The organism is Spirosoma aerolatum, from assembly GCF_002056795.1.
Classification (GTDB): Bacteria; Bacteroidota; Bacteroidia; order Cytophagales; family Spirosomataceae; genus Spirosoma; species Spirosoma aerolatum.
On the sequence record NZ_CP020104.1, the window covers coordinates 925,282 to 951,152 of the forward strand.

Below are 25,871 nucleotides of genomic sequence, written 5' to 3' on the forward strand. Positions count from 1 at the left end.
GAAGACGGGTGAAGGGCTTTACAACGAGCCACGATCAATAAACTGCATCGGAATACGGACGGTCTGTTTCTGGTTCTGTGCAATGATGATTGCCAGATTCCGCCCAATCGTCGCTACATCGGTTTGTATCACCGAAATACCACCGCCCAGGACCGCTTTGTACCGGGCATCGTTGAACGAGACAATGCCAATATCATGCCCCAGCGTAAACCCTTTCCGGCTGGCATCCTGAATTGTGGTTATTAAATCGTCATCGTCTATGAGTAGGTAGGCCGACCCACGCTGCAAGGGTGCTTCCCGAACGTCGTCCAGTACTTGCCCATTCAACTTGTAGGTTTCTGTAAAGGCAAAAAATGCACGATACCAGTCGGCGGGGATATACTCGTTGTCGGTCGTGACAAAGTTGAGCGTGTGGTACTTACGGAATGTAGCGGCATTCGCTTCGAGAATGGTTCGGAAATGCTCCCCGCATCCGAAACGTACTGACGCACAGTTTCGGGACGCCGTTACCGTTGAACCATTCAGAAAAATGAGCCGATCCGATGGGATTTTCTTCAGCAGGTCGGTCAAGTCGCATATTTCGCCCAGATGATGCGGCATCAACACAAAGTAATGGTAATTACCCGCCTGTTTTTCTAACTCATCCAGTAGGTAATCGCGCTGATATTCGTAGGCATAAATGTCGACTTTATAGGCTTTACCAAGCTGTTCGCTTACTGCCTTAAAAATAGCCCGGTTCGTTTCGCTGATCGCACCCGTCAGAAACAGCACGCGTTTGACGATTTTGCCCTGCGAGATAAAAAAGCCTTTACGATATAAGGAGGTGATGTGCCCGCTTTTAAGCAGATTGCAGTACGCTTTCTCGACCGTAGCGCGAGCCAGATAATACTCAGCACTGGTTTCATTGATGGAGGGCAGTCGGTCGCCGGGTTTGAAAATACCCGCTTCGATCTGGGCAATAATGCCGTTAATAATTTGTTGGAATTTGGGCGTTTTTCCGTTTTCGTCAATCCGTAAAAAGGATGCATCTCGTAAAGCAGTTCCCCCAATCATAATCGTTTCAGTTAGTGTTTACTTACAGCCAGCCGATACCCAGTAGGAGTAATAACATAATCAAAAGGCCAATCAACGCTTCAAACAAATAGCTTTGTTTATGAGTCATCGATTGCCTGAGTTTGCTGTTATAGTGCCGTATCATTCGGGTAAAAAACATAGGCCAATGCTGAAGCGAAAGTAGGCGAATGGGGAAGGATCGACTTGGATAATTTGCGCAAAAACTTGGATGATATTTGCAGGAAATGGCTTTTATAATGAAAACAGCCCAGATACGAGGTGTCTGGGCTGTTTGCTTAGTTATTCTATCTAATTTGTTGACTTGGTTCGATGTGATTTGACCAATGTATTAAATCGGCGCCCTACTCTAAACGAATCTGATCCATTCGTCCTCCGGCGGGGAACATTGGAAACACATTTTCTTCCTGTTCGACAATTACTTCCAGTAAGAATGGTTGATGGCTAGCCAATAAGTCATCTAAACTGGCTGAAAGTAAGTCACGCTGGCTACACTGTTTACTATCGATCGCAAACCCACGAGCAATCGTCATAAAGTCTGGGTTTTGCAAATGGACAAACGAGTACCGACGTTCAAAAAACAATTGTTGCCATTGCCGTACCATACCCAGGTAATTGTTGTTTAGTAGAATTATTTTGATGGGCCAACCATATTGCGCTATTGTTGCCAACTCTTGTAGGGTCATCTGAAAGCCTCCGTCGCCAACAACGACTATAATGTCACGATCCGGCGCTCCCACTTTGGCACCAATGGCAGCCGGGAGCGCAAACCCCATTGTGCCAAATCCTCCGGACGTTATTAAGCTATGCGTTCGGCGAAATTGATAATAGCGTGACGCTTTCATCTGGTGTTGGCCTACGTCGGTGACCAGCACGGCATTACCCGCCGTTTTGTCGGAAAGCATGGCGATAACCTCAGCCATCTTTATCTTCTGCGTGGTCGGCGCCAGCTCCCGCCTGGTGATCTTCTCGCTTTCGAGTGATTGGTACCTGGTAAAATGCGATTGCCAATTAGAGGAAGGATGCGCCTTCAACAGCGGTATCAGTTGACGTAAAATCTCTTTGGCATCCCCCACCAACGCAACTTCGGGTTGAGTCACTTTGCCGATCTCGGCGGGGTCAATATCAATATGAACGATTTTAGCCTGAGTGGCAAACGCATTCGGGTCTCCCGTAACACGCTCGTCGAAACGCATCCCGATGCCAATGATAACATCACATTTTGTCGTTAACATATTGCTGGCATACGTACCGTGCATACCCAGCCAGCCGGTGTACAGTGGGTGATCAGTCGGAAAAGCGGATTGACCCAGTAACGTAGTAGCAACCGGGCTACCCATTGTTTCGGCAAGAGCGACAAGTTCGTTGGTTGCTTTCGCCAATAATATTCCCTGACCGGCCAGAATGAACGGAAATGTGGTCTCGTTCAGCAAATCGGCCGCGCGCTGTAGCTGTGTTGGATCAGGTAACGGTGGCTTTTTTGAGGTAAAAGTAAGCCTGCGTTCAACCGGTCTATGCAACGGCATGAGCTGTGCATCCTTGGTAATGCTGATTACTACTGGACCAGGGCGTCCTGAGCGGGCGATGTGAAATGCTTTTGCGATGATGCCGGGTATTTCATCTGGGTGAATTATTTCATAATTCCACTTAGTGATTGGCTGGGTCAGTGTAATCATATCGACCTCCTGAAATGCGTTTGTTCCCAGCAGGTCTGAATTCACCTGACCAACAATACAGACAACAGGCGTGGAATCCATCATGGCATCAGCAATGCCTGTCACTAAGTTTGTCGCACCGGGACCTGAAGTCGCCAGGCAAACGCCTGTTCGGCCACTGACCCGGGCATAACCCTGGGCCGCATGAATGGCTCCCTGTTCGTGCCTTACGGTAATATGCGTCAGGGAGGGGGTATAATCGTACAAGGCGTCGTAAACCGGTATGATTGCTCCACCGGGGTAGCCAAAAATTGTATTGACTCCTTCCGCTAAGAGTGCTTCAAGGACTGCTTGTGCGCCGGTTTGATCAATCGCATCGCCTTGAAACGTTGGTGTCGGTAAATCATTTGTTGCTTGCTTCATGGCAAGCAAAAGTGGGGCATCACCAGGCTAGTTTTCTTATCCGATAAGAAACATGTTTTATTCAATCGGTCGTTTCAGCAACGCTGAGGGTCGATGGCCGTAGCGTCGCAGAAACGCATTCGAGAAACTACCAAGACTTTGGTATCCACAACACTCGCTGACCTGCTGAATGGTCATATTCTCCACCAAAAGCAGCTCATAAGCTTTTTGTAAATTTTTGTTTTGCTGATAGCTAAAAATAGTTGTCTTGTAAAGCGCTTTAAAGCCCGTTTTAAGCGAAACCATATTCGTGCCCACCTCTTTCGCGAGCTGACGTATCGATATGTAGCCCGTATGGGTATCAAGTAGCTCTTTAGCCTCCTTTATCAATCTGGTTTGGTTTGTCGATATAGCGTGATGAACGGGTGGATAGGTTCTGTCTGCTGTTTTGATAATTTCAAACAAGAGCTGATACAGCGCACTCTCCACTTGTAATTGCCGTAACGCCCCCTGAAACTCCGAATTAACCAGTGTTAGAATCAGGCTAAAAATCGTTGGCGTTAACGCTAAGGAAAGCACTTGATTTCCGTTCAGAAGCATATCCTGGAGCGGGGTGTCCGCGATCACTGCTTGCAGCTTCGACACAGGGAAATGTATATGGAGCAGCTCGTAAGCCATTCCAGCCTGCAAGTTAGATTCAGATACCCCTAAGGCTTTGTACAGGTAAAGTTTGCCTGCCTGAAACGAAAACCGTCGCTGAAGGGAATCTATGTTGGCTTGCCCTGAAATACAAAGCACAATCTTAAAACACTCTTCGCCATAGAGCGTCGTCAAATGGTGCGCAGACTGTGTTTGAAACGTGAAATAATGAGCACTTAGCCCTTGTTCAAATGACCAATGCTGCCAGCTAAATCGGGCATACAGACCCGGCGTGTTCTCTCCGTGTGCACTATTGGAAAGAGGAGTGGTATCATGTATGATTCGCATCGTCTTATGGGTGAAATAACCTTGCTACTTAACGACTCAAAGCCTATACGATGAAATTATTTAATAAATCGGATATCCTCACAAAGAAAAAAGATAATTCCGGTTCCGGAATAATTGGTGAGGTAGTCGGTCTTGCAGCACAGTGAATGTAGTTGGTTTACTCGCCAGCATGAGATCTATTGTCGTCCACTATCCAGTTCCTGGTGTCGCTTTTTGTCGTCTAACCACTGTTGAATTATCGTATTTTTATGGGTGCCATCTGCCTTTTGTTGACATGGATCCGATACCGGTACGACATACCCCCTCCGATGTTAGCCATGCCGAGGCTTCCGATGGCTTTGTTGTTCGGAGACTTGATAAATTACTGGCCGGACAGGGCATGATTCAGCCCCTGCATAGGCATGGTTTCTATTTTATGCTGGTCATTGAAAAGGGATCAGGTGAGCATAGCATCGATTTTATCCCTTATCCTGTCGGGGATGGCTGCGTGTTTATTGTGCGGCCCGGTCAGGTGCATGCCTTATCGTTGGCAACTGGGGGACAGGGTTTTTTGGCTCAGTTTCCTGGCGATTTGCTACACAAAGATCCCCTGAAGAAAGTCAGCAAAACGAATTATTATCAGCCCAATGCCAATAGCTTTGAGAGGATTTTGTCTTTTATGAATGCTATCTATTGGGAAATTTCAGAAAAGAACTCCCAATACCAACAGGCGATTCAACTGACCCTTCAATTGCTTTTTATTGAGTTATTACGTCAGGAGAAAAGCCCCCGAACAACCGCTGACAGTTCCAATATCTATAGTCAGGAACGGCTGGAAGCGTTTCAGGAATTAATTGCCGATCACTTCACCGAACAAAAACAGGTGAGCTGGTACGCCCGTCAATTGAATCTGTCGGCTTATCAGTTGAATGCCATCACCAAAGCAACGCTAGACAAAACAGCTTCTGCAATCATTAATGAATACATCCTGCTGGAGGCCAAACGATACGTACTGGCTACCTCCAGCCAGATCAATCAGATTTCGTGGCAGCTTGGCTATGACGATGTCTCGTACTTTATTCGCTTCTTTAAAAAGCATACCGGGTATTCTCCCGAAGCCTTCAGACTGAAGTTCAACGAAGTGCCATAGTACTTGATTTTTGTCCTATCCCGTGGGATATTGCGGTCTTTAGCTTTGCATCATCAACAGGCAAAGCGTATGATAACAGCAGCAAAAATCATTCTTATCGGTATCGGGGAGACGTTGGCTACGGATAGCTGGCCATGGATTCTAAAACGGGTCGGCATCCATTCTCATGGATTGTCGCTAGTAGGTAGCCGGATTATTGGACGCCCGCGACGCTCCCTACAACATCCGTTAGCAGGCCAGTCTGGCATGGTTTCCCAAAAACAGGCTTTGCTATGAAAAATGACAAAGCGGCCATCCTATTGGTTATTTCCTTTTGTGTGTTGCTGACTTCGTTAGGAACAAGCATCGCCAATATTGCTCTACCGGTTTTTGAGGAAGCCTTTTCGACAACGTTCCAGTTGGTGCAGTGGGTTACCATTTCATACCTGCTGGCTATCACAGTTTCCGTCACCATTGTCGGTAAACTGGCCGACCAGTACGGCCATCGCCGGATTTTATTGACAGGCTTACTCCTGTTCACGATTGCCTCGTTTTTGTGTGCATTTGCGCCTACAATTTCAGCACTTATCCTCATGAGGGCCCTTCAGGGTATGGGAGCTGCGGTTCTGATGACCAGTAGCGTTACAATCGTCAAAAAAAATAACGAAACCGTTAAAATGGGTAGTGCGATGGGCCTGATCGGAACCTTATCTGCCGTTGGTACAGCCATGGGCCCTTCGGTGGGCGGACTCCTGCTTAGTGTCTGGGGCTGGCCGTCTATTTTTCTGTTGCTGGCCTGTTTAGGTATCCCTACGTTCTGGTTGAGCATGCACTATATTCGTAAAGACAACCTGATTGTGAACAATACCCAACGGATCAACGTGCTGGGCGTGGTGACGCTTGTTGTATCAATTGCCGCTTATGCGCTGTCCATGACGCTTGGAAAAGAATCCATACGTCCACAAAGTCTCCTGCTGATTCTTTTTTCCGTGCTGTCTGGTAGTCTGTTCGTTTATGTTCAGAAACGCAGTAGTAACCCATTGATCGACGCCAGCGTTTTTAAAAATTGGGTACTACGGAACTCGTTACTGGCTAATTTTTTGGTCGCTACGATCATGATGACAACCTTAGTGATTGGCCCCTTCTTTCTGACAGTTGGTTTAGGTCTGACCGAATTTAATGCCGGGTTAGTCATGTCGGTAGGCCCGTTGATTTCGATACTGACCGGAATACCCGCCGGAAAATTAGTCGATACACTAGGCCCGGATCGTATCGTAAAAGTAGGTCTGCACGGTCTATGGGCTGGTACAATAGCCTTAGCCAGTTTACCAGCAGTTTATGGGTTGACGGGGTATATCATCGGGATTTGTTTGCTGACGCCGGGATACCAGTTATTTCAGGCAGGTAACAACACCGCTGTGATGGCCCATACCAGCAAGAGGCAGGATGGAATTATAGCTGGCATCCTGAATTTGTCCCGTAACCTGGGGCTGGTTACGGGAGCGTCCGTAATGGGAGCCTTATTTTCACTAGCAGTCGCCACGAAACCGATTCGTGCAGCAAAGCCGGAGGATATGCTGCACGGGCTGACCGTTACGTTTGGGGTGGGAGCTATGTTACTGGGCTTGGTGAGTATACAATCATGGCTGAAAAGTGATAAGCCTGTCATTCGTTGAACCGACTTTCGTTTTCACGTAAATACCGCATGGCTTCTTTTACGGCTTGTACCGGATCTTTGGGATTAAATCCTAATTCTGTCCGTGCTTTTGTGATGTCAACGTTCTGCTGCAACCCTGAGAACATGGCAATGTCTTTGGTGGTGAGCAATGGAGCTTTTCCCGTTAATTTGCTTCCCATTTCCATAAACCAGGCAACGGTAAAGAGTACAGGTTTGGGTACGGCCGCAGGTAATTTAATTTTTAACTCGGGGAAAAGTTCCTGGGCAATTCGGGTCGTGTCTTTGATGGACATACATTGTTCGTTGGCCAGAATATAACGTTCGCCATTTCTGCCTTTTATAGCAGCCAGATAGCAGCCTTCGGCGACGTCTTTTACGTCGATCCAGTTCAGGGTGATATTGGTTTCGACAGGAATCTGTTTTTTCAGAATCAGATTGATGATATTATAGGAAACATTTAACGGGGCAAAGGCTCTACTGCCAATCATGGCCGATGGCAACACGGCTACCAGTTCAATGTTGTGCTTTTTTGCCAGGTCAAAGGCCAGCCTTTCGCCGTCATTTTTCGAATTATAATACATATCCCGGCGGTCAGGATTGTAGCCATAACCTTCTTGGGTGGGAAGTTTGGTATAGTTCAAGGCCGCGATGGAACTCACATAAACGATTCGTTTTACCCCCGCTTCGGCTGCGGCCTCGATGGTGTTTTTTATACCGGCAAGATTTACATCGTAGATTTCTTTTTTGGGGTCTTTGGCCCAAAGTTTGAAGGCGGCTCCAACCGCATACAGAACGTCAACGTCTTGTAATGCGCTTATCAGTGATTGCTTGTTGGTGATGTCGGCTTGTACTACTTCGCAATTCAATCCGGCAAAGGGTTCTTTATTTTTGATATTGCGAACCGAAGCCCGAACCGGGATACCTTTTTCAATCAGTAATCGCACCAGGTTGTTTCCCAAATGCCCGTTGGCTCCTGTAACCAGGGCCAGATTCTTCTGTGTCATGTGTTTTGATAGTTAATTATGACACAAAATTCAGGATTGCCTATGCAAGCCTACTTCACAAATGTTACTTAATCATGGCCTTGCGGATTCTGCTCAAACTTTTCGGATTCATCCCCAAAAATGAAGCGATGTATTGCAGCGGAACGTTGTGAAGTATATGCGGATACTTGTCGATAAGTTTTTGGTATCGTTGTTCTGCCGGGAGTGTGGCTAATTCGTTTGAGCGGTTTTCGTTGTAAGCGAGTGACTGCTGAAAAATCAAAATGCTGAAATCCTTGAACGCCGTGCTTTGCTGCGTCAGTAGAGCCAAATTATTTTTAGTAATTCGAAGTAGTTCACAGTCCGTAACACACTCCACATTCTCATTGGATTGTGCCTGATTGATGAAGTTGACATAAGACGTAATAAAGCCAGGGGGACAGTTGATATGGGTGGTCACTTCATCCCCTTTGTCGTTGTAGTGAAACAACCGGACAAAGCCTGATATAACAAAATATAAGTACTTCGGAATTTTTCCTTCTTCTTCAAGAATACGGTTTTTGGGCGAAAGAAAAGGTTCGAAATACTGCTCGCACAACACATTGTCGTTGTTGGTAAGCGATACGTTCTGAGAAATGAGTTTTAGGAGTTGTTCGTGCATACCCAATCGTTTTTGTGAGTGTAGATGCGCTGTTCATTTCACTTTGGCTTTCAATCGGCTTAAGGTTTCCTGCGAAATATTCAGATACGAGGCCACCAGTTTGTTGGAAAGTCGGCGGACAATAACGGGGTTTTCGGCCAGTAACAGCCGGTATTTTTCAGTCGCATCCTGAATCAGGAAAGACATCAGTCGCTTGGTGTTGTTCACATACGCGTTTTCCAGATAATAGCGGTAAAATTTCTCCCACTGCTGAATCGTATCCAGTAAGTGATAAAAATCGTGATGACTGATATAGAGCAGTTCCGTAGGTTCGGTGGCCTGAATAAACTCTTCGGACGCTTCGCCGGTAATAAAGCTGACTAAAGCCGTGGCAAACTGGTTTTCGAAGGCGAAGTAACGGGTAGCTTCCTGCCCCTTATCGTCAATGAAGAACACTCGTAAACAACCCTTGCCAACGAAGTAGATTCGCTGGCTGGTTTGTCCGTGGGTCACCACGAGTTCGTTTTTTGTTAGCGTTAGTGGCCTGAAGTACGAAAGAATTGTATTCAGATCCTCCTCACTGACTTTGATCTGACGGTTGATATACCAACTTAGTTGTTCGTGCATTCACTCAGAATTTGTTCAGTTAGGGTCTGGTGGCTACCCGCTCGGCCAGCCTACGGGCGTTAGGAATGATGATAAAGGCAGCCGCATAGGCTACCGGTAGCATCACGCTCCAGGCTTTGAGAAATTTCAGGAACCAGTCGGGGCCGAAGCCGTAGTTCCGCATCAGGCCAACAAACGCCATGATCAGCGTCATCGGGATTACCACAAACAGGGTGTTAATGTACTTAAAATGCTTCTTTTTCATGTTGGGAATGGTTTTGCTTACTTAACGCTGCAAAAGTGCGAGGCCGAGACACCAAAAACCTTGATGTAGGTCAAAAAAGAACGGGCAACTCATCGCTCATGACCTTTTCGCATTCGTCAAGTAATGCAAAACCATGTATTACTCCCTTGAATGGAAAGGAGCGGGGACCTTCATCGGGATACACGATCTGGTTTTGCGAAAGATCCATCGCCCCGATTGCACATTTACCCAAAACAAGATTTAAACGTGTTTTTTAATGAAAACAGCCCAGATACAAGGTGTCTGGGCTGTTTGGTGTAAACCTACTGTTAGTCATTCCAATAGGTCTCTTACCAACCTGATCTTACTGTGAAGTATGAGTAGAGGCTAATACCCCGGATTTTGCTTGACATTCGGATTGAGATTTGTTTCGATATCAGGGATAGGATAGTACAGATTTTTCTGTACGTTAAAGGTTACGTCGGTACGGGCCGAACTCCAGTTCCAGGTTGCCAGATTGATCTTACCCGCCATATGCCACCGGCGCAAATCGAGCCATCGACTACCTTCTTCGCCCGCCAGCTCGCGCAGGCGCTCGCCCATGACCCAGTCGAAAATTTTAGCTTTGTCGGTTTCGGTGGTGGCGAAATTGGCGGGCGACGTACCACCTTTAACCATCTCGCGAGCGCGGGTACGTACCTGATTGATCAGCCCAATGGCTTCGGATGTCGAACCGCCTGATTCCAGAATAGCTTCTGCCTTCAGCAACAGCACGTCAGCATAGCGAAGAATACGTGGATTATTAACCGATGCCACGCCCGATTGGGATTTCTGATCGCCTGTGTGCCAATACTTGTAGAAACTCAACGTTTTGGGGTCCAGGGTAGAGGCAATCCGTGGGTCACCAGCGTCGAAAGACTGCGCTAATTTCTGCGTGGCAATATACGGTGCCTGACCACCCAACTGTGAGCTATTTTCATACCATCCCCAGAACGCCGACGTAGAACCAACCCCGTTTCGTTGAAAATCATTGGCCAGCCAGACATTATCAAAGTCGGGCTGCGATGCCTGAAACTCAAACAGCGATTCGGCATTATTCTCCGTTTTGACATCGAAATTATCGTTGAAATTTGGTACCAGACTAACGCCCGAAATCTTGTTAAACGCTGTGATGGCCGCCGTAAAATCAGCCGCAGCTTTCTTGGCCGACCCTCGGAATACGAGGGCCTTCCCTAGCAAGCCATTGGCCGAATTGCTCGTTACCCGACCCCGATTGGCGGCATCCCAGGTAGCTGGCAACAACGTAGCGGCATCGGTAAGGTCTTTAATGGCCTGATCGAGCAGTTCGGTATCTTTCGAGCTGGACGGGGTAATTTTATCAGGTGTCTGAATCCGTTCGGTAATCAGGGGCGATGTGCCGTAGTAATTCCAGAGCAGGAAGTTGGTATAGCCACGTAAAAAAAGCGTTTCGCCACGTAGCCAGTTTTTCAAATTTGCCGTTTTGATAACTCCATTTTCCGTATCCAATTTCTGGAGTGCCGTATTCGCCCGGTTAATTAATTGATAGGCAGTTCGGTAGAATACCTGATTCTGGCTTGTTGAGGGCTGTAACGTACCGAAAATTTCGAAGGCATAGGTTCCCGTCGATGTAATATCATCGCCGGGCAGTTGCCAGAAGCCCTGTATGGGCGAGCCTGCGTTAAACCAGTAGTAATCAGTTAGTTTGGCGTATACGCCCAGCACCACCTTATTAAAATCGGATTCTTCGGTGAAATACGACGCTTCGGTTGGCGAAAGCGGTTGCAGATCCAGATTTTTCTCGCTGCAACTCGCGTAGAATAGCGTCGTAAAAACGACGGTCAGGACTACGATTATCGAATATTTTTTCATGTTCAGGAATTAGAAAGTGGCCGAAATACCCAGGGTGATCGAACGAACCGGCGGAATCAAATCCGTTCCGCCCCGGTCAATGTCTTCAGGATCAAGGCCTGTCCAGGGCGTAATGACAAACAGATTGGTAGCCCCTACGTAAGCCCGTAGTCCATTCACGAAGCCAAGTGAGCGTGTCAGTGATGCCGGTAATGAGTAGCCGACCTGCACATTTTTCAGACGTAGGAAAGCCGCACTTTCCACAAAGCGATCAGAGATTCGGTTGTTGTTGGCCGGATCAGATCGGACAGCGCGCGGCATCGTCGTCGATGGATTTTGTGGTGTCCAGCGGTTCAGCGTCGTTGTCCATTGGTTGGTGCCTGTGCTGCTCATATTTTCACCAGCCGCCCGCCAGCTATTGTAGCGGTAAATGTCGCCCACACCCTGGAAGAAAATCGACAGGTCGAAGCCTTTGAAACTCCCACCCAGATTGAACCCGTAGTAATACCCCGGAATGGTGCTTCCCAGGAAGGTCCGGTCGTTGGTATTTACTTTGCCATCGGGTGTTTCGGAGCGGGTCTGACCTGCGTCTTTCGGATCGCCGTACACATCCTGGAAATACATATCGCCCGGCGCGAAATTGTTGTTGTTTGTCCCATCCGAATACTTGGCTTTCCAGGCATCGATCTCCGCCTGATTCTGGAAAATTCCGCCTTTCTTGTAACCCCATAGGTAGTTCATGGGTTGCCCTACCTCAATACGGCCAAATTCGTTGCCAAAGGGTAAGTTCTGGAAGGTCGATTCGACCCGGTTTTTTACGGTGGTCAGGTTCCCGGAAATGGTATATCGGAAGTCTTTACCGACTGAGCCGTTGTAGCCAATCTGGAATTCCATCCCGCTGTTCCGTACCGACGCGATGTTGAGAATCGGCTGGTTCTGGTTGCCTACACTGGCGGCCAGACTAGCTGCCTGTAAAATTCCTGATGTCAAACGGTTATAGTACTCAACGGTAGCCGTTAGTTTGCCTTTCAGAAACGATCCATCGACGCCAAAACTCGTCGTTTTACCAATTTCCCAGGTCAGATTCTGCACCGGAAAATCGGGAAGGGATGTGCCGTTCAGCAACGTCCCGATCCCGTTTCCATTGCCCGAACCTAAAGCATAATCGGGCGCATCGGAAACGAGCGATAGGTACGCAAACGAACGGGTTTCCTGATTACCCAGTTTTCCCCAGCCTCCGCGTATTTTCAGGTCGTCGATGAATGTAGCACTTTTCATGAACGGCTCCGAGCTAATCCGCCAGGCCAGCGAAATCGCTGGAAACGTTCCCCATTTGTAACCCGGCGCAAACCGCGAGGCCCCATCCCGACGAACCGTCGCATCGATGTAGTATCGGCTGGCGTAGTTATAGCTCACCCGGCCCAGATACCCCTGCAAGGCATTGACATCGCGAAACGAACTGACATTGGTGTAAGGCTGAATGTTGGTCAGACTACGAAACTCCGGCTGCGCGTACTGAATCTGCGAGGCACCACCCTGCAAAAACTCATACGTATATTTCTGATCCATGGCGTTCAGCAACACATCGACATTGTGATCGCCAAACGACTTGGTGTAATTGATACTGAACTCCTTAACAATGTTGGCGTTGCGCGAATGCCGTTCGCCGTAGGTTCCTTTGGAAGTGCCATCGCCCACGGCATACGGATTACCCGGATTTTGCAGGAAGAGGTAATTGTTAACCGCTGTCCAGTCGTTCCGGCGGTTATAGTACCAGTCGACACTTAGCGTCCCTTTGAATTTCAATCCCAAAATCGTTTCAACCTGCACGAAGGCGGTCCCTATATTCCGTAGCAGCGTATAGGTCCGGTCGGAGGTGGCGACCATGCCGTAGAGGTTATTGTTGGTTTCTGGCCCCCAAAGCAAGGTAGTAGCATCGACAACGTAGGGTGGGATAGAAGGCAGATACTGTGGGCGTGACGCAACAGGCGTTCCTAATTCGGGGTTTGGCTTAAAGGTCAAATTTACGGACGGAGCAAAACCTAACGGACCATTGGGATCATAAATTTGTTGCCAGGGCGACGTATCAGCCGCGTATTGCAAGGCACTCGGGGTGTTGTCAACCGCTTCCGAATAAGCCAATCGATACGTCAAGCCCGTCGACAGGTATTTCGACACTTTTGTATCGACGTTTGTTGCCAGCGAATACCGTTTCAAACTATTCTGAATCAGAGGGCCTTGTGTATTTGTATAACCTGCTGATACATAGTAGCGCGTGGCGTCATTTCCGCCCGATACCCGAAGGCTGTAGTCGGTATTGGGTGCGTTCCGGTTCAGCAACGGGGTTTGCCAGTCGGTAGTCGGTTTATTGCCCAGATAAGCTGCGTTGGTAGGATCGAATTGAACGGGTAAATTCTTCGCTTCGTTGGGGTTATTGGCATAGGCTTCGCGATAAAGCGCCACAAATTGCGACACATCCAGCATGTTCAGTTTCTTCGTTACGTTCTGGATGCTATGGGAAACCGATACGTCGACTTTTGGGGTGCCACGCGCCCCTTTCTTGGTCGTTATCAGTACGACACCATTAGCCGCCCGTACTCCATAAATTGCCGCTGCCGACGCATCTTTCAGGACCGACATCGACTCAATGTCGTTGGGGTTAATCATCGACAGTACGTTAACATTCCCCCGAATGTCGCGCGTCACCGAGCCGCTGGCGTTGTCGGTTCCTGAACCGTATTCCGTCAATGGAATCCCATCCACAACGTAGAGTGGCTCCGCATTCCCGAACGTACTGACCCCCCGGATACGGACCTGCGGGCGTGCCAGTGGGCTACCGCCCGGTGTCGATACGTACACACCCGCCATTCGCCCCTGCATGGCCAGTTCGGGTGCCTGCGCAATGCTTTTGCTGATTTCTTTGGAGGACACCGTTGAGATGGCACCCGTCAGGTCTTTCTTTTCCCGTGACCCATACCCAATCACCACCACTTCGCTCAGCGAGCCTTCTTCGGCCCGTAACGATATGGAGTAGTCATTGGCATTGGTAATCGGGACTTCCTGCCGAATGTATCCGACGAAGGAGACGACGAACTGCTGTGCCGAATTGGGTACTGACAGACTGAAATTACCGTTGGCATCGCTGGTGGTACCCTGTACTGAGCCCGCGATGACAATGTTGGCACCTGGCAGAGGGGTGTTGTTGCCCGCATCGAGAACTTTCCCTTTAATGGTTCGGGTTTGTGCATGGGCGCTACTAAAAACAAGTAGCATGATCACTGCCATTGCCAGATTTCTGGAAATAGAGTAAAGCTGGTTCATACGTGTCGTTATGGTAAATATTTAGCTTTCTGACCTGAAAATTGGTACCATTAAAAGATACCTTTGTCCTATTCTGTCATAGGTATGGACATCCTGAAGCCACTTCTCATACTACTTTTTCTGAGCATACAGGCGAATTGTCAGGTCTCGTTCGAGCATCTGACCACGGCTGATGGGCTGTCGCAGAGTACGGTATGGGCTATTGCGCAGGATAAAAAAGGGTTCGTCTGGATGGCTACGTCCGATGGGCTTAATCGTTATGATGGGTATAACTTTAAAGTCTTTCGTCGGCAGCCGGCTCAGAAGAATAGTTTACCCATCAGCAACATCGCAGCACTTTATGCCGATCAGCAGAACACCATCTGGGTAGGGCCGCGCAACAATGGCCTGTGTCGGTTACGGCCCGATGGCGAAACATTCGACCATTTTCCGTTGCAGAGGCCAGGAGCCTCAGGCGGGCAGGTCAGTATTTCCTGTTTTGCAGAAGCTACTAATCGGCTCTGGATCGGTACGGCAGAAAATGGCCTGTTCTATTATGAGTATGCGACGCAAAAAATTGGTCGATATACAGATTCACGCATTGGCACGTCAGTCACAGCCTTGTACCGGGATAAAATCGGATTGCTGTGGATCGGTACGGCCCAGGGAACGTTACTGGCCTTTACGCCCGAAACGGGTGAATTGACGTCCTATTCCATTCCGTTTACGGCCGACATAGCCACGCATCACCGATCAATCAATGTCATCAAAAAAGACCATCAGGGTCGATTCTGGGTGGGAACTAGTGGGCGAGGGCTTTTCCAGTTTGAGCCAGAATCCAAGCAGTTTCGGCAGGAATTAATCAGGCCCGGTGTGTATGAAACGGTTAATGTCATCACGGACATCATTGACGATAAATCGGGTAATTTGTGGGTGTTGACCGATTATGGAGCCTGGTTCTATCCGCAGGGTAATTCCGCCAGAAAAATCTATCTATTGCCCAACAGCGAGGATAGACACAGTCTGAGTACCCATGCCTTAAAACGTGGACTTTGCGATGAAGATGGTAATCTCTGGATTGGCTCGTGGCAGGGTGGGATCAACATTCACTACGCCCAGCCCGAGCGATTTAATTCCTTTCGCCATGAACCCCACAATCCACAAAGCTTGCTGGCCGACCGGGTTACGGCTGTTACGTATGACCAACGGGGCAATCTTTGGGCAAGCTCCATCAAAGGGTTAACGACGCTTTCTCCGAACCGGCAGCAATTTCGACGGTTTACGTCGGCCAACTCACCGCTAAAGGCCAATGATGTGAACCTGTTGTTTCGAACATCAACAGGCAACATACTGATCAGCACCTGGACGGCCGGGTTTTCCCTGTATAATCCTGACCTGGATCGGTTTACCTCATTTTTATTGCCGGGTAAAAGTAAGTCGGTGAAGGCGTTTGCGGCTTCGCAGGATGGTCGTGTCTGGATCGGGAGTCATGAGCGGGAGTTATATCTGTTCGACGAGAAATCGGGACGATTAGAAGCCGTCAGAACGAAGGAGTTAGTCCAACTCTTTCAAAAATTCGATCTCAACGTATTGTTTGACGACGCGTTGGGCAATTTGTGGATTGGCACCTACAATTCCGGCTTGCTACGCTGGAATCAGCGAACGGGTCAGATTCGCTATTTCGCCAGTAGCGATAAACCAGGAGCCTTGGGAAGCAACAGTATTACTGCCTTATATGAAGACACGCAAAAACGGCTTTGGGTTGGTACCAGCGGCAACGGACTTCAATTGTTTGATGCCCACACTGAAACGTTCCGTTCGTGGACAACCAAAGATGGGCTGGCAAACAACTTTATCGCAGGAATTATTGAAGACGACCAACATAATCTTTGGTTGTCCACAAACGGCGGCATTTCATGCTTCAATCCGACGACCCATTTGATCGAAAATTATGACCAGAGCGATGGGCTGATCGGCAAAGAATTTCTACCTGACGCCTGTACACAGCTTCCCTCGGGTGAGTTGGCATTTGGCAATATGCAGGGGTTAGTTGTTTTTAAGCCAGAGCGTGTACGGTCGAAAACAACACCTCCTGACGTTTACTTGTCTGATTTAAAGCTTTTTAACCGCCCCATTGATCTAGCCGACAGCGATGCGCCGACGCACCTGGATATGACCGATGTGACGAAACTGGTTTTTCAACCTTTTCAATCCGTTTTTACCATCGACTTTACGGCATTATCCTTTCTGCCGCACCGCAATATCCGGTACGCGTATCAACTCGTGGGCTTTGATGACGATTGGAACTATGTGGGTTCGCAGCGATCCGCTACCTACACGAATCTGCGCGAAGGTAATTATCAATTTTTAGTCAAAGCCGCCATTGGCAACAGCGCTTGGAGTCAACCCAAAGCCGTGCAGTTAACCGTGCTGCCTCCCTGGTATCGGACGTGGTGGGCTTATTTGCTGTACGGACTGCTTTTAGTACTTGCACTCCTTACGTTCCGCCGAATTGTCAGGATTCGGGAGCAATTGAAAGCCGATATACGTATCAAGCAACTGGAAGCTGAATCGATAAAAGCACTCGATGAAGCCAAAACCAGTTTCTTTACTAATATTTCGCACGAATTTCGAACACCGTTGACGCTGATTCTGACGCCTTTAGATAAACTCGTTTCAGAACCTTCCTTTGGTGATCGGCTTCAGCACCAGTTCCAGACCATCCAGCGAAACGCACAGCGGCTGCTACGCCTGATAAATCAGTTGCTCGACCTATCGAAGCTGGAGAGCCAGAGCTTGGTGCCTGACATTAGCCGCAATGATATTGTTTCGTTTGTTGACCGAATCGTTCACTACTTCGATGAACTGGCTGAAAGCAAACGGATTATACTGTCGTTCCGAAGCAACTTCGATGCATTCGATGGTTTTTTTGATGCCGATATTGTCGAGAAGATCATTTATAACCTGCTCTCCAATGCGTTCAAGTTTACGCCACCGAATGGCGAAGTTCGGGTAAATCTGATGTTGATACCAGACCAAAAAATGGTACGTATCACCGTTGCCGATACAGGTATTGGCATTTCCCCGGAAGCACAGGGGCATATTTTTGAACGGTTTTATCAGGTGGCCGAACAGCCTACGCAAAAGAAATCGGGTAGTGGCATTGGGTTGGCTCTCACCCGCGAACTGGTTGAACTGCACAAAGGAAGTATAACAGTCGAAAGCACTGAAAACGCAGGGGCTACCTTCACCGTTGCGTTGCCTCTCGATGCGCAGTACTTTCCTGCCGAATGGCTTACACAATCGCCGGAGCTACCGACGGGGGCTACTCTACCAGTATTGCCAATCATTATGCCCGAGCAGGCTACTACGCTACCAGCCAAGTCGCTGCCAATTTTGCTAGTGGTTGAAGACAATGAGGAACTTCGTCAATATCTAAAGGAAAGCTTTTTGGGAACCTATCACGTCCTGACCGCAGCCAATGGCCAGCAAGCCGTTTCGCTGGCGCAAAAGCATATCCCAGACCTGATTCTCTCGGACTGGCTCATGCCGGTCCAGTCTGGACCAGAAATGGATGGCACCGAACTTTGTCAGGTAATTCGGTCTAACGAAAAAACAAGCCATATTCCGTTTCTGTTGCTGACATCGAGGGCGGCTAATCAGAGTCAGATTACCGCTTTTGGCACTGGCATTGACGATTATATGACCAAACCCTTTAACCTGTCGATTCTGGAAACCAAAGTCAAAAGCCTGATTCGGAACCGACAGTTGCTACGTGAAAAATGGCAGAAAAAAGTATTGGCGTCCCCGTCTGATATCCAACTGCCACCGATGGAAGAACTGTTTATTCAGAAAGCCATATCCATTATTGAAGCCCACATCGATGATGCTCATTTTGATGTAGAGCAATTGGAAGAAGCCATGAATATGAGCCGTATGCAATTGTATCGAAAGTTAAAAAGTATCCTCAATTTGTCGGGTGCCGAATTTATCCGGCAAGTGAGGCTGAAGCGGGCTCTTCAATTGCTTGAAAGCGGCCACTTTAACGTATCGGAAGTAGCCTGGAAAGTAGGGTTCAACGACCCAGCCTATTTCAGTCGCTGTTTTAAAAAAGAATTTGGTAAAGCTCCGCAGGAATTTCTGGCGAAGGCCTAAGACGACAGTTGATATGACTAAAATTGTTGCAAAAAATCGGTGGCTTTCAGGATAAGAATCGTCTGGAAGGGATGCAAAATTAACAAATCCTCATCTCCACTAATAATACACGAAGCCTGAGCAGATAAGGCGAGGGCTAGATACTTGTCATCTTTAGGGTCACGACAAGCTACCACGGTTTCAGTTACCTGTACTTCATGAAAACGACTTAAAAATCGATCAGCAATTTCTTCCCGTACGCTCAAACTGAAATACTTATCGAATTTACTTCTGAACAGGACATCAAGAAATTCTAGACAGGTTTCATTGGAATAGACAATTGTACCAATTGAATCAGCCTTTTTCAGCGCATGGGCATTCGTAGGTAGTCGAGATAAAGCCGCACTAATGAGTGCATTAGCGTCAAAGACAAACCTATCTTTCATCCAGAATTTGCGCCAATAGCTCGTCAGTAAATCCTTTTTCTTCAGCTTCAGCCCGCACTTTTTCCAGAAAAGGCCACAGGTCATCTTCCTGTTTATCTAATAAATCATTCAGTATGAGGTCGAACTTTTCGGAGATACGTTGCCGAATTTGTGGATTACTATGACGCCATTTGCGTGCTGTATTGTTAGCCACTTCAAGAAATAATCCGGTCCATTACCGTAGTAGTTGATACAAATCAAAAATACGACTAATTGTAGAGAGTACGTACGAAAATTCAAGGTAATACGTTAACAAGGGCCTTCCAAACAAAGCTCCGCAGGAATTTCTGACCAAGGCATGAGACGTTTTTGAGTCAATGAGTTAATTACCTCAGCGTTGTTAGATAAGCGACCAGATCGACCAGTTCCTGTTTGGAGAGCGCTTCGCCAAAAGAAGGCATCATTGACTGGGGGGCTTTTGTTTTTGACTGGATATCGGCTTTCCGTAGCGTTTGTTTAACCCCTCCCGGCAATTTAAGGATTACTTCATCGCTCGATTCACTGTCCAGAAGTCCCGTTAACTGACTACCATCGCGGGTATGAATTTGATAGGTCTCGTACCCGTAATTGATGCCTTCATCGGGATAGAGAATAGCCCGAAAGAGCCCCTCTTTGGAGAGCTTTGCACCAATTTTCGACAGTTCGGGGCCGAATAAAGCCCCTGACTGCTGCACACGATGACAGGGCTGGCAATTCTGTGCAAAAATTGTTTTTCCTCGGCTCGCCAGACCGCTTTCGTACACAAGCAAATAGACTGGTGGCAATGGTTCACCGTTTTTTCCGGCAGGTTTGGGCAGATAGTCAGCCGCTTCGCGTTTGATCTCGTTCCGAAAAGCACCGAATAAGACGCTACTGGCCGTGGGTTTCAGTACATCAGGAAAGGCTTTTTTCTTGACCTCATCCAGCAAGGCCCGCTCACCCACCCAACTACTACCCAGTAAGCGAGTAGCTGTTTTTCGCAGTTCGACCGGGCGCGAATCATCGAGCATAACCTCACTGAGCAGCACCAGTGCATCGGGGCTTCCGTTGCCTTTGAGTGCCGTCATGATCGCTTCAGCGGTTTTATCGTCGTGCAGTTGTTGTCGCACAAACTCTTTCTCTCCGAATCGCCAGAGTAGCTGCATTGCTTCAATGCCGACCTGTCGGGTGGCACAGCAGCGTACCAGATTAAGCAATTGTTCTCGTTTATCCGTCAGGCGAAACTTTTCGACCAGATGAACATAACTTTCCGTTTGGCCCGCTGTGGTCAGGGCTGTTTCGAGGGCCCGGTTCAACGGTTCGTTTCGTACCAGGCTGCTACCGTCCATGTGCTCCAGAGCCAACCGCTGAATATCAGGACGCGGATCGTTTAACAAGGAAACCAGTACGTCGTTTTTACCAGCCGACGGATGAAAATCAAAGGCTCGAAAATACCGTAGCGTAGCATTCACTTCGGGCGTTTGCCGGATCAGTTGGCCAAGTAGGGGCAGGGCTTTGGCCGAACGAATTCGCCAGACAATATCGCGCCCGGCTGGTGTGTTCCAGTTGACGCCTACTTTTTGTTGCCAGGCATCGAAACAGGCGTCGGCATGGAGATCGGAGCCGATACCAAGCGCTTCCAGGTACCAGCGATCCTTACCTGTATGCTGTACGGCCAAGGTTGCCCATGACTCAGCGGCTTCGGGTGTTTTAAGGAAACGGAGCGCGATGGCCCACTCCCGACGGACTTCAGGACTAGGGTCGTTGGCTAACGGAGTACACAGCGCAAATGGAAAAGTTGGCTGTTGCCGAGCTGCCCGTAAAGCAGTGATACGCAGGTCAGGATTCGGGTCATGTAGCGCTTGTTTCAGGTAAGATGTGCCTGTAGAGGGCAGTTTGGCAAGCAACCATAACGCCCGTGCTCGCCAGACCGGATTGGTCGACTGATATACTTTCAGCAACTTATCCTCGGCTTTGCTACCCATTTTTTGCAGACTAGCCCAGGCTTTCCGGCGAGTGGCCCAGTTCGGGTTTTTCAACGCTTCCGTAGCGGCTTCGGGTGTATCGAAGCGAGAAACGGGTACATGATACGCAGCCTTACCCCCGTAGCTTACCCGATAAATCCGGCCTTTGTTCGCATCGGCAGCCGTTCCACCACCAATACCCGGATCGTACCAGTCAGCCACCATGACCGAGCCATCGGGAGCCACGCTGACGTCGACCGGGCGAAACCACTGCTGACTGCTTTTCAATACATTGTGAATACTGGCTTTGTAGCCAGCGCCCTGCTTTTGTGTTGCGTAGGATCGCACGACGTTGTATAACGCTTCGGCATGAAGGAGTTGATTTTGATAGAGAGCCGGAAACTGGTGACCTTCGTATACGCACAAACCCGCTGGCGAACCTGCACCCGTAATGAGCATTGTCGGAATAACGCCGGGGTCGTTCTGATGCCAGTGCCGTTCAGGAATCGTTTTTTCCAGATTAGTACGTGAGGCAGTCCAGGCCGCTCCGGTCATTTCGTCGGCAAAGCCGTAATTGCCGTATTCCATTACATAGTCGATCCGGACGGATTCGTTGCCATCGTCATCATTGTCGGATACCCAAAGAGTACCGAACGAATCCAGCGCGGGTTCATAGTGATTTCGGAAGTTATGGGCAATGGTTTCCAGGTGGCTACCATCGGGATTGCACCGTAGGATCAGGCCGTTACGGTAGGGGTTCCCTTTGCCATTAACGAGGTTGCTGGCTACGTCGTGTATTGGCTTCCCGAATCGGTCACGCACCTCGCCACCGTTGTTGCCCATCGAGAAATAGAGCTTGCCGTCGGGGCCCCAGAAAGGCGCGTGAATACCATGATCACGGGTTCCAAACCCTGAAAACAAGGTATCGATACGGTCGGCATGGTCGTCGTGATTGGTATCGAAGAGAACCAGCAAATTTGGTCCCTGCGCCAGATAGATTCGGTCTTCAGCCAGAGCCAGGCCCATTGGCGCTTTCATGCCCGGATGTTCGAAGAAAACGGTACGTTTATCGGCTTTGCCATCGCCGTTTACGTCGTCCAGAATAATAACCTTGTCACCTTTTTTGTCAAATTCGGCAGGTGCCACGTCGTAGTTATGGGATTCAGTCACCCAGACACGTCCGCGCTCATCCACGTCCATATTGGTTGGATTCGTCACCATGGGTTCGGCGGCAAATTGCTGAACCATAAATCCTTTGGGCACCTGCATCGTGGCCAGCGCGGCTCGTGGGTCGTGTGGGTCAGGCAGTATGCTGATAAACCCACTAGCCATGAGGATCGCTACCACAACACTCGTCAATAGTCTTCGTTTCATACCCCTTCTTTTGTCGGCCTGCTACTTCGTTCCTCAGTCTGACAAAACTGTTTCTTTATTTCAATACTACTTCACCCGTTTGAGCATCTAAAAGTAAGGTTGATCCGTGTTCCAGCGGAATGGTCACCAATTTACCACTTCTGAGCCGAAGCGTTCGTGTGCCACCATCCTTGGTATGCAGCAGGAGCAACCCGGAATTGGCGTACGTGAAATCGTTCTGTTCATTATAAATGTGGCAACCCGCCTGCCGGAAAATTTCGCGAAATCCGTCGGTTCCGTTAAGGGGGAGACCGCAGAAAAGCGACGTAAACGCTTTGGTTTTCTTACGGGCTATTATGACCTGTTTACTCCCCTGCAACTCAGCCAGCGATTCGGCCGTTTTATCGTTTACGACCACCAGTGGCTCTACGGAGCCGCTGAAATTATAGTCATAAGCAGGTTTAAGGAACGCAACACCTGGGGTCTGCTTCCCGTCGATACGTTCCAGATTCATGCCCGTCAGCGATTTGACAAAGGATAAATTCAACTGTTCGCCATTCGTATAACCCGTCAGGTAATTCCAGACGACGGTCCGGCCATCTTTGGCGACGTTTTTCAGAATAAACGTTCGTTGAGCATCCGTCAGCTTATAGACATTCATGAAAACCACCGCTTTGTACTGGGCCAGGTTGACCCGGTTCAGGTCGAAATCATAGACATGGTCGCCGACTGCACCCGAGCGCATAGCCTGCTCGATGGAATGATCCAGTACGTTGACCGTGATGGGCAATGGTGCCGATTTCAGGTAATAGAACACATCCTGACTCCAGACATACAGCACGTCCGCTTCGGAATGATAGGGTACAGTCAGGCGCTTTTCGAACAGTTCTTTTTCAGCCTTCATGGCTGCCAGATACGTCGGATCATCCCACCAGCCAAAGCCTTTCTGCGGGCCAAAATCATAGAACCAGAAACCGATACCCCGCATCAGGGGCAATAGCGCACACCGTTTCATGATGTTCGCATACGTAGTGTCGTAACGAGACGTATAGCGGATATTTTCAAAATCGTTTTTAAACAGATAGCCGTTATCGATTTCGTCGAACCAGAGTTTACCATGGAGCAAAGTCGATTCGATGATCCCGCGTGAATTGCCGGAGCCACCCGCTTTACGGCTGTCGGGCCAATACGTCTGGGGAGCCGACAGATAATCGATGTACGGACTATCGAGAACCTGCTGAATAAACAGGTGACCGCCAACGGTTTGTCGATTGAATGTCATGTGCAGGTAGCCATAGAAAATACCCGTAACCAGCGGTCGGGGCCAGTTTTCCTTCGCTAATCGGCAGAAGTAAATTGCATCGTCGGCCACGACCTGCTGCTGGGCGGTGAAATAATCGATGGTGCGTTGGTCCTGAACCGGGTCTTTGAAAAAACCGTCCTGCGTTTTGAGCCGCTCCGTTACGTTCGGTACGGTCGCATTCTCAAATGTAACGCTTGTGGATTGCCAGGCTTTCTGAAACGCTGATGTCGTTTTGTACTTGGTTCGGAGCCAGTTGCGGAAGTAGCCCGTCATGGCCGGGCCAGTATCCGGGTCGTGTTCGATAAAGCCCCAATAATGCCATTCGCCATAAATGCCGCCCGCTATATGCATACCAATCAGGACGTTACCTTCTGGCGTTTTCGAAAGTTTCTGGCATAACTCAACTAGTTTCTGGCCCGATTCCTGCCGCCAGCGTGTGGATGCCAGACTGGCCCGTAAAGCCGCATGGATGTCGTGTTCTTCATTATGGTACGGAGGGCCAGCCCGCAAGGAGGTATCCACGGGTGTATCGGCATACTGAGTGCATTCTTCCGGGTGTGCTTTATTCCACCAAAAGGGCGCGTTGACGTGAATGCGTAGCACGACACCCGCATCGGGGCATTGGTCGAGTACCCCCCGAATTTGCCGCTGCGCCTTTCGAATATCGAGCGTATCGCTGTTTTTAGCCCAGATGTCTTCGAGCCACAAATCGACCTGAAACAGCCGAAATCCAATCTGACAAAAATTATGCAGGTTTCGGGCGGGCACCTCCTCCCACGACCAGCGTCCGCCATAGGCATGGGTGAGCGCGTAAAACGTTGGCGTTTGCGGGTTCCCATTTACAAACAAGGTGGGTCGACCATTAAACGGCTTTATCTCCGCCGATTTGGGCGATTGGGCCAGCAGTGATTGACAGCAAAAAAGTAAACTAAGGATATAAATGCCCTTTACGCGCCATTGTCGACCTCTGTAGATTGTCATTTCGTTTTGGTTTTGAGCCAATCCATCAATTGCTCCTGATACTCGCCGAGGTAACTGTGTTCGACTCCCTCGATTTCTTTCCACCATAGGTTTACGCCAGCCTTCAAAAAATCATCTTTGAGTTTACGGTTCTCGGTGTTCAGCCACTCTTTTTCGCCCCAAACCATCCATACCGGCATGCCTTTAAATTTGGCGGCTTCCTCATAGGTCACGTTTTTGCCCAGCGCTGCCGAATACAGCCCAACGGCCGCCCAGCGGGACATCGTTTTTTGAGCAAGGCGGAACGTACCACCGCCCCCCATCGAGAAACCATACAGGTATTGCCGTTTTGGATCGGTTTTGAACTGAGCATCGAAATCCTGTAGGCACTCAAAAATATCGGTCTCAGCTATATCGCGATAACCTTTGTCGCCCCTGCCCCAGGGAAGAATCATAAAGCCTTCCCGGCGGCTCATCTGGGCGGTAGCCCCCGCTGGTTTGGGTTGTAAATAATCGTAGAGCATGTGCCAGGGCGGATTGTTCGTACCGCCACCACTTCCATGCAGTTCTACATAAAAAGGGAATTTCGTTTTCGGACGGGTATAGCCATTTGGCAGAAACAACCAGTAATAGCTGTTTTTTTTGTCAGTTTTCGATTTGAAAGCCATGATGAGGGGGCGGGTGCCTTGTAAGTACGTTTCCCACTTTGCCCCCTCTGATTGAAAAAAGGCCAGTGTCCCTATAGCTGCCTTGATGTGTTTGTCATCAGGACGCAGCCCGTGCGTTGAATCCAGACTCATCTGTATAACCGACTCGAAATGCCGTTTCAATAGTGGATTTTTCTCACTTGCGGCCAGTGTCCGAAGGTAAGCAACCAATTGCTGTATGTCGGCCCGATCACTTGCCAGCGGTAGTTTAGGCATTTCGCTACTGCCTGTAGCGACCGATTGGGCATGTCCAGCGAGGTAAATAGCCGCCATAAAGAGCAGCAGCGCGTATTTTTTGACAGCAAAAGCGAACGTATTCATTCGGTGTATAAGATTCCGGTTGCAAACAACGCGTCTTGCAAGGTTTGTTTATCCTGCCTTATCCTGACAGTCGACAAAGCAGGACAATGCCTTGACGGGAATTTACGTTCTTGCCCACCATTCGTTTATCGTCCTGTCAAGAA

Annotated in this window: 17 protein-coding genes; 3 read left to right on the forward strand and 14 right to left on the reverse strand. The window is 48.9% G+C overall.

What is annotated here, in order from left to right:
• Window positions 1-18 precede the first annotated feature (18 nt).
• The 3 genes from B5M13_RS03835 to B5M13_RS03845 all read right to left on the reverse strand — a co-directional run bounded on the left by B5M13_RS03835 (window position 19) and on the right by B5M13_RS03845 (window position 4,115).
• Window positions 19-1,053, reverse strand: coding sequence for a GntR family transcriptional regulator (locus B5M13_RS03835; RefSeq protein WP_080054380.1), 1,035 nt, complete (start codon window positions 1,051-1,053; stop codon window positions 19-21).
• A gap of 362 nt (window positions 1,054-1,415) precedes the next feature.
• Entirely contained in the window at window positions 1,416-3,149 is a 1,734-nt protein-coding gene (gene ilvB / locus B5M13_RS03840; RefSeq protein WP_080054381.1) for a biosynthetic-type acetolactate synthase large subunit, read from the reverse strand.
• A 57-nt stretch (window positions 3,150-3,206) separates the two neighbouring features.
• Window positions 3,207-4,115, reverse strand: coding sequence for a helix-turn-helix transcriptional regulator (locus B5M13_RS03845; protein WP_080054382.1), 909 nt, complete (start codon window positions 4,113-4,115; stop codon window positions 3,207-3,209).
• A 274-nt stretch (window positions 4,116-4,389) separates the two neighbouring features.
• On the opposite strand from B5M13_RS03845, the gene B5M13_RS03850 reads away from it, so the two are divergent.
• Window positions 4,390-5,244, forward strand: coding sequence for a helix-turn-helix domain-containing protein (locus B5M13_RS03850; RefSeq protein WP_080054383.1), 855 nt, complete (start codon window positions 4,390-4,392; stop codon window positions 5,242-5,244).
• Between the two features lie 272 nt (window positions 5,245-5,516).
• A complete protein-coding gene (locus B5M13_RS03855) occupies window positions 5,517-6,899 on the forward strand; it encodes an MFS transporter (protein WP_080054384.1) in 1,383 nt (460 codons plus the stop codon).
• On the opposite strand, the gene B5M13_RS03860 is transcribed toward B5M13_RS03855, so the two are convergent.
• From B5M13_RS03860 to B5M13_RS03885, 6 genes are all read right to left on the reverse strand, one after another.
• Window positions 6,889-7,905, reverse strand: coding sequence for an NAD-dependent epimerase/dehydratase family protein (locus B5M13_RS03860; RefSeq protein WP_080054385.1), 1,017 nt, complete (start codon window positions 7,903-7,905; stop codon window positions 6,889-6,891). The genes B5M13_RS03855 and B5M13_RS03860 overlap by 11 nt on opposite strands.
• Window positions 7,906-7,969: 64 nt before the next feature.
• Entirely contained in the window at window positions 7,970-8,545 is a 576-nt protein-coding gene (locus B5M13_RS03865; RefSeq protein ID WP_080054386.1) for a Crp/Fnr family transcriptional regulator, read from the reverse strand.
• 33 nt (window positions 8,546-8,578) lie between these two features.
• On the reverse strand, window positions 8,579-9,151 hold the full coding sequence (locus B5M13_RS03870; protein ID WP_080054387.1) for a Crp/Fnr family transcriptional regulator: 573 nt from the start codon (window positions 9,149-9,151) through the stop codon (window positions 8,579-8,581).
• 19 nt (window positions 9,152-9,170) lie between these two features.
• Window positions 9,171-9,395, reverse strand: coding sequence for a DUF2798 domain-containing protein (locus B5M13_RS03875; RefSeq protein WP_080054388.1), 225 nt, complete (start codon window positions 9,393-9,395; stop codon window positions 9,171-9,173).
• 366 nt (window positions 9,396-9,761) lie between these two features.
• Window positions 9,762-11,264, reverse strand: a complete 1,503-nt coding sequence (locus B5M13_RS03880) for a RagB/SusD family nutrient uptake outer membrane protein (protein ID WP_080054389.1) — start codon at window positions 11,262-11,264, stop codon at window positions 9,762-9,764.
• Between the two features lie 9 nt (window positions 11,265-11,273).
• On the reverse strand, window positions 11,274-14,564 hold the full coding sequence (locus B5M13_RS03885; protein WP_080054390.1) for a SusC/RagA family TonB-linked outer membrane protein: 3,291 nt from the start codon (window positions 14,562-14,564) through the stop codon (window positions 11,274-11,276).
• Window positions 14,565-14,648: 84 nt separating this feature from the next.
• On the opposite strand from B5M13_RS03885, the gene B5M13_RS03890 reads away from it, so the two are divergent.
• Complete coding sequence (locus B5M13_RS03890; RefSeq protein WP_080054391.1) at window positions 14,649-18,698, forward strand: hybrid sensor histidine kinase/response regulator transcription factor; 4,050 nt, start codon at window positions 14,649-14,651, stop codon at window positions 18,696-18,698.
• Window positions 18,699-18,715: 17 nt separating this feature from the next.
• On the opposite strand, the gene B5M13_RS03895 is transcribed toward B5M13_RS03890, so the two are convergent.
• The 5 genes from B5M13_RS03895 to B5M13_RS03910 all read right to left on the reverse strand — a co-directional run bounded on the left by B5M13_RS03895 (window position 18,716) and on the right by B5M13_RS03910 (window position 25,728).
• Window positions 18,716-19,123: a putative toxin-antitoxin system toxin component, PIN family gene (locus B5M13_RS03895; protein ID WP_080059783.1), complete on the reverse strand. Its 408-nt coding sequence runs from the start codon at window positions 19,121-19,123 to the stop codon at window positions 18,716-18,718.
• A complete protein-coding gene (locus B5M13_RS33255) occupies window positions 19,113-19,316 on the reverse strand; it encodes a hypothetical protein (RefSeq protein ID WP_155297176.1) in 204 nt (67 codons plus the stop codon). Before B5M13_RS33255 ends, B5M13_RS03895 begins: the two co-directional genes overlap by 11 nt.
• A 172-nt stretch (window positions 19,317-19,488) precedes the next feature.
• Entirely contained in the window at window positions 19,489-22,458 is a 2,970-nt protein-coding gene (locus tag B5M13_RS03900; RefSeq protein ID WP_080054392.1) for a PVC-type heme-binding CxxCH protein, read from the reverse strand.
• A 55-nt stretch (window positions 22,459-22,513) separates the two neighbouring features.
• Entirely contained in the window at window positions 22,514-24,721 is a 2,208-nt protein-coding gene (locus B5M13_RS03905) for a hypothetical protein (protein WP_080054393.1), read from the reverse strand.
• Window positions 24,718-25,728 (reverse strand): hypothetical protein, encoded by a 1,011-nt coding sequence (locus tag B5M13_RS03910; protein ID WP_080054394.1) that lies wholly within the window; start codon window positions 25,726-25,728, stop codon window positions 24,718-24,720. The genes B5M13_RS03905 and B5M13_RS03910 overlap by 4 nt, the downstream gene beginning before the upstream one ends.
• Window positions 25,729-25,871 lie beyond the last annotated feature (143 nt).

Coding starts and splice junctions, on each gene's coding strand:
- B5M13_RS03855 (WP_080054384.1), top strand. CDS start 5,517: ATGAAAAATGACAAAGCGGCCATCCTATTGGTTATTTCCTTTTGTGTG.
- B5M13_RS03895 (WP_080059783.1), bottom strand. CDS start 19,123: ATGAAAGATAGGTTTGTCTTTGACGCTAATGCACTCATTAGTGCGGCT.
- ilvB (WP_080054381.1), bottom strand. CDS start 3,149: ATGAAGCAAGCAACAAATGATTTACCGACACCAACGTTTCAAGGCGAT.
- B5M13_RS03890 (WP_080054391.1), top strand. CDS start 14,649: ATGGACATCCTGAAGCCACTTCTCATACTACTTTTTCTGAGCATACAG.
- B5M13_RS03850 (WP_080054383.1), top strand. CDS start 4,390: ATGGATCCGATACCGGTACGACATACCCCCTCCGATGTTAGCCATGCC.
- B5M13_RS03905 (WP_080054393.1), bottom strand. CDS start 24,721: ATGACAATCTACAGAGGTCGACAATGGCGCGTAAAGGGCATTTATATC.
- B5M13_RS03885 (WP_080054390.1), bottom strand. CDS start 14,564: ATGAACCAGCTTTACTCTATTTCCAGAAATCTGGCAATGGCAGTGATC.
- B5M13_RS03900 (WP_080054392.1), bottom strand. CDS start 22,458: ATGAAACGAAGACTATTGACGAGTGTTGTGGTAGCGATCCTCATGGCT.
- B5M13_RS03875 (WP_080054388.1), bottom strand. CDS start 9,395: ATGAAAAAGAAGCATTTTAAGTACATTAACACCCTGTTTGTGGTAATC.
- B5M13_RS03865 (WP_080054386.1), bottom strand. CDS start 8,545: ATGCACGAACAACTCCTAAAACTCATTTCTCAGAACGTATCGCTTACC.
- B5M13_RS03860 (WP_080054385.1), bottom strand. CDS start 7,905: ATGACACAGAAGAATCTGGCCCTGGTTACAGGAGCCAACGGGCATTTG.
- B5M13_RS03845 (WP_080054382.1), bottom strand. CDS start 4,115: ATGCGAATCATACATGATACCACTCCTCTTTCCAATAGTGCACACGGA.
- B5M13_RS03910 (WP_080054394.1), bottom strand. CDS start 25,728: ATGAATACGTTCGCTTTTGCTGTCAAAAAATACGCGCTGCTGCTCTTT.
- B5M13_RS03870 (WP_080054387.1), bottom strand. CDS start 9,151: ATGCACGAACAACTAAGTTGGTATATCAACCGTCAGATCAAAGTCAGT.
- B5M13_RS03835 (WP_080054380.1), bottom strand. CDS start 1,053: ATGATTGGGGGAACTGCTTTACGAGATGCATCCTTTTTACGGATTGAC.
- B5M13_RS03880 (WP_080054389.1), bottom strand. CDS start 11,264: ATGAAAAAATATTCGATAATCGTAGTCCTGACCGTCGTTTTTACGACG.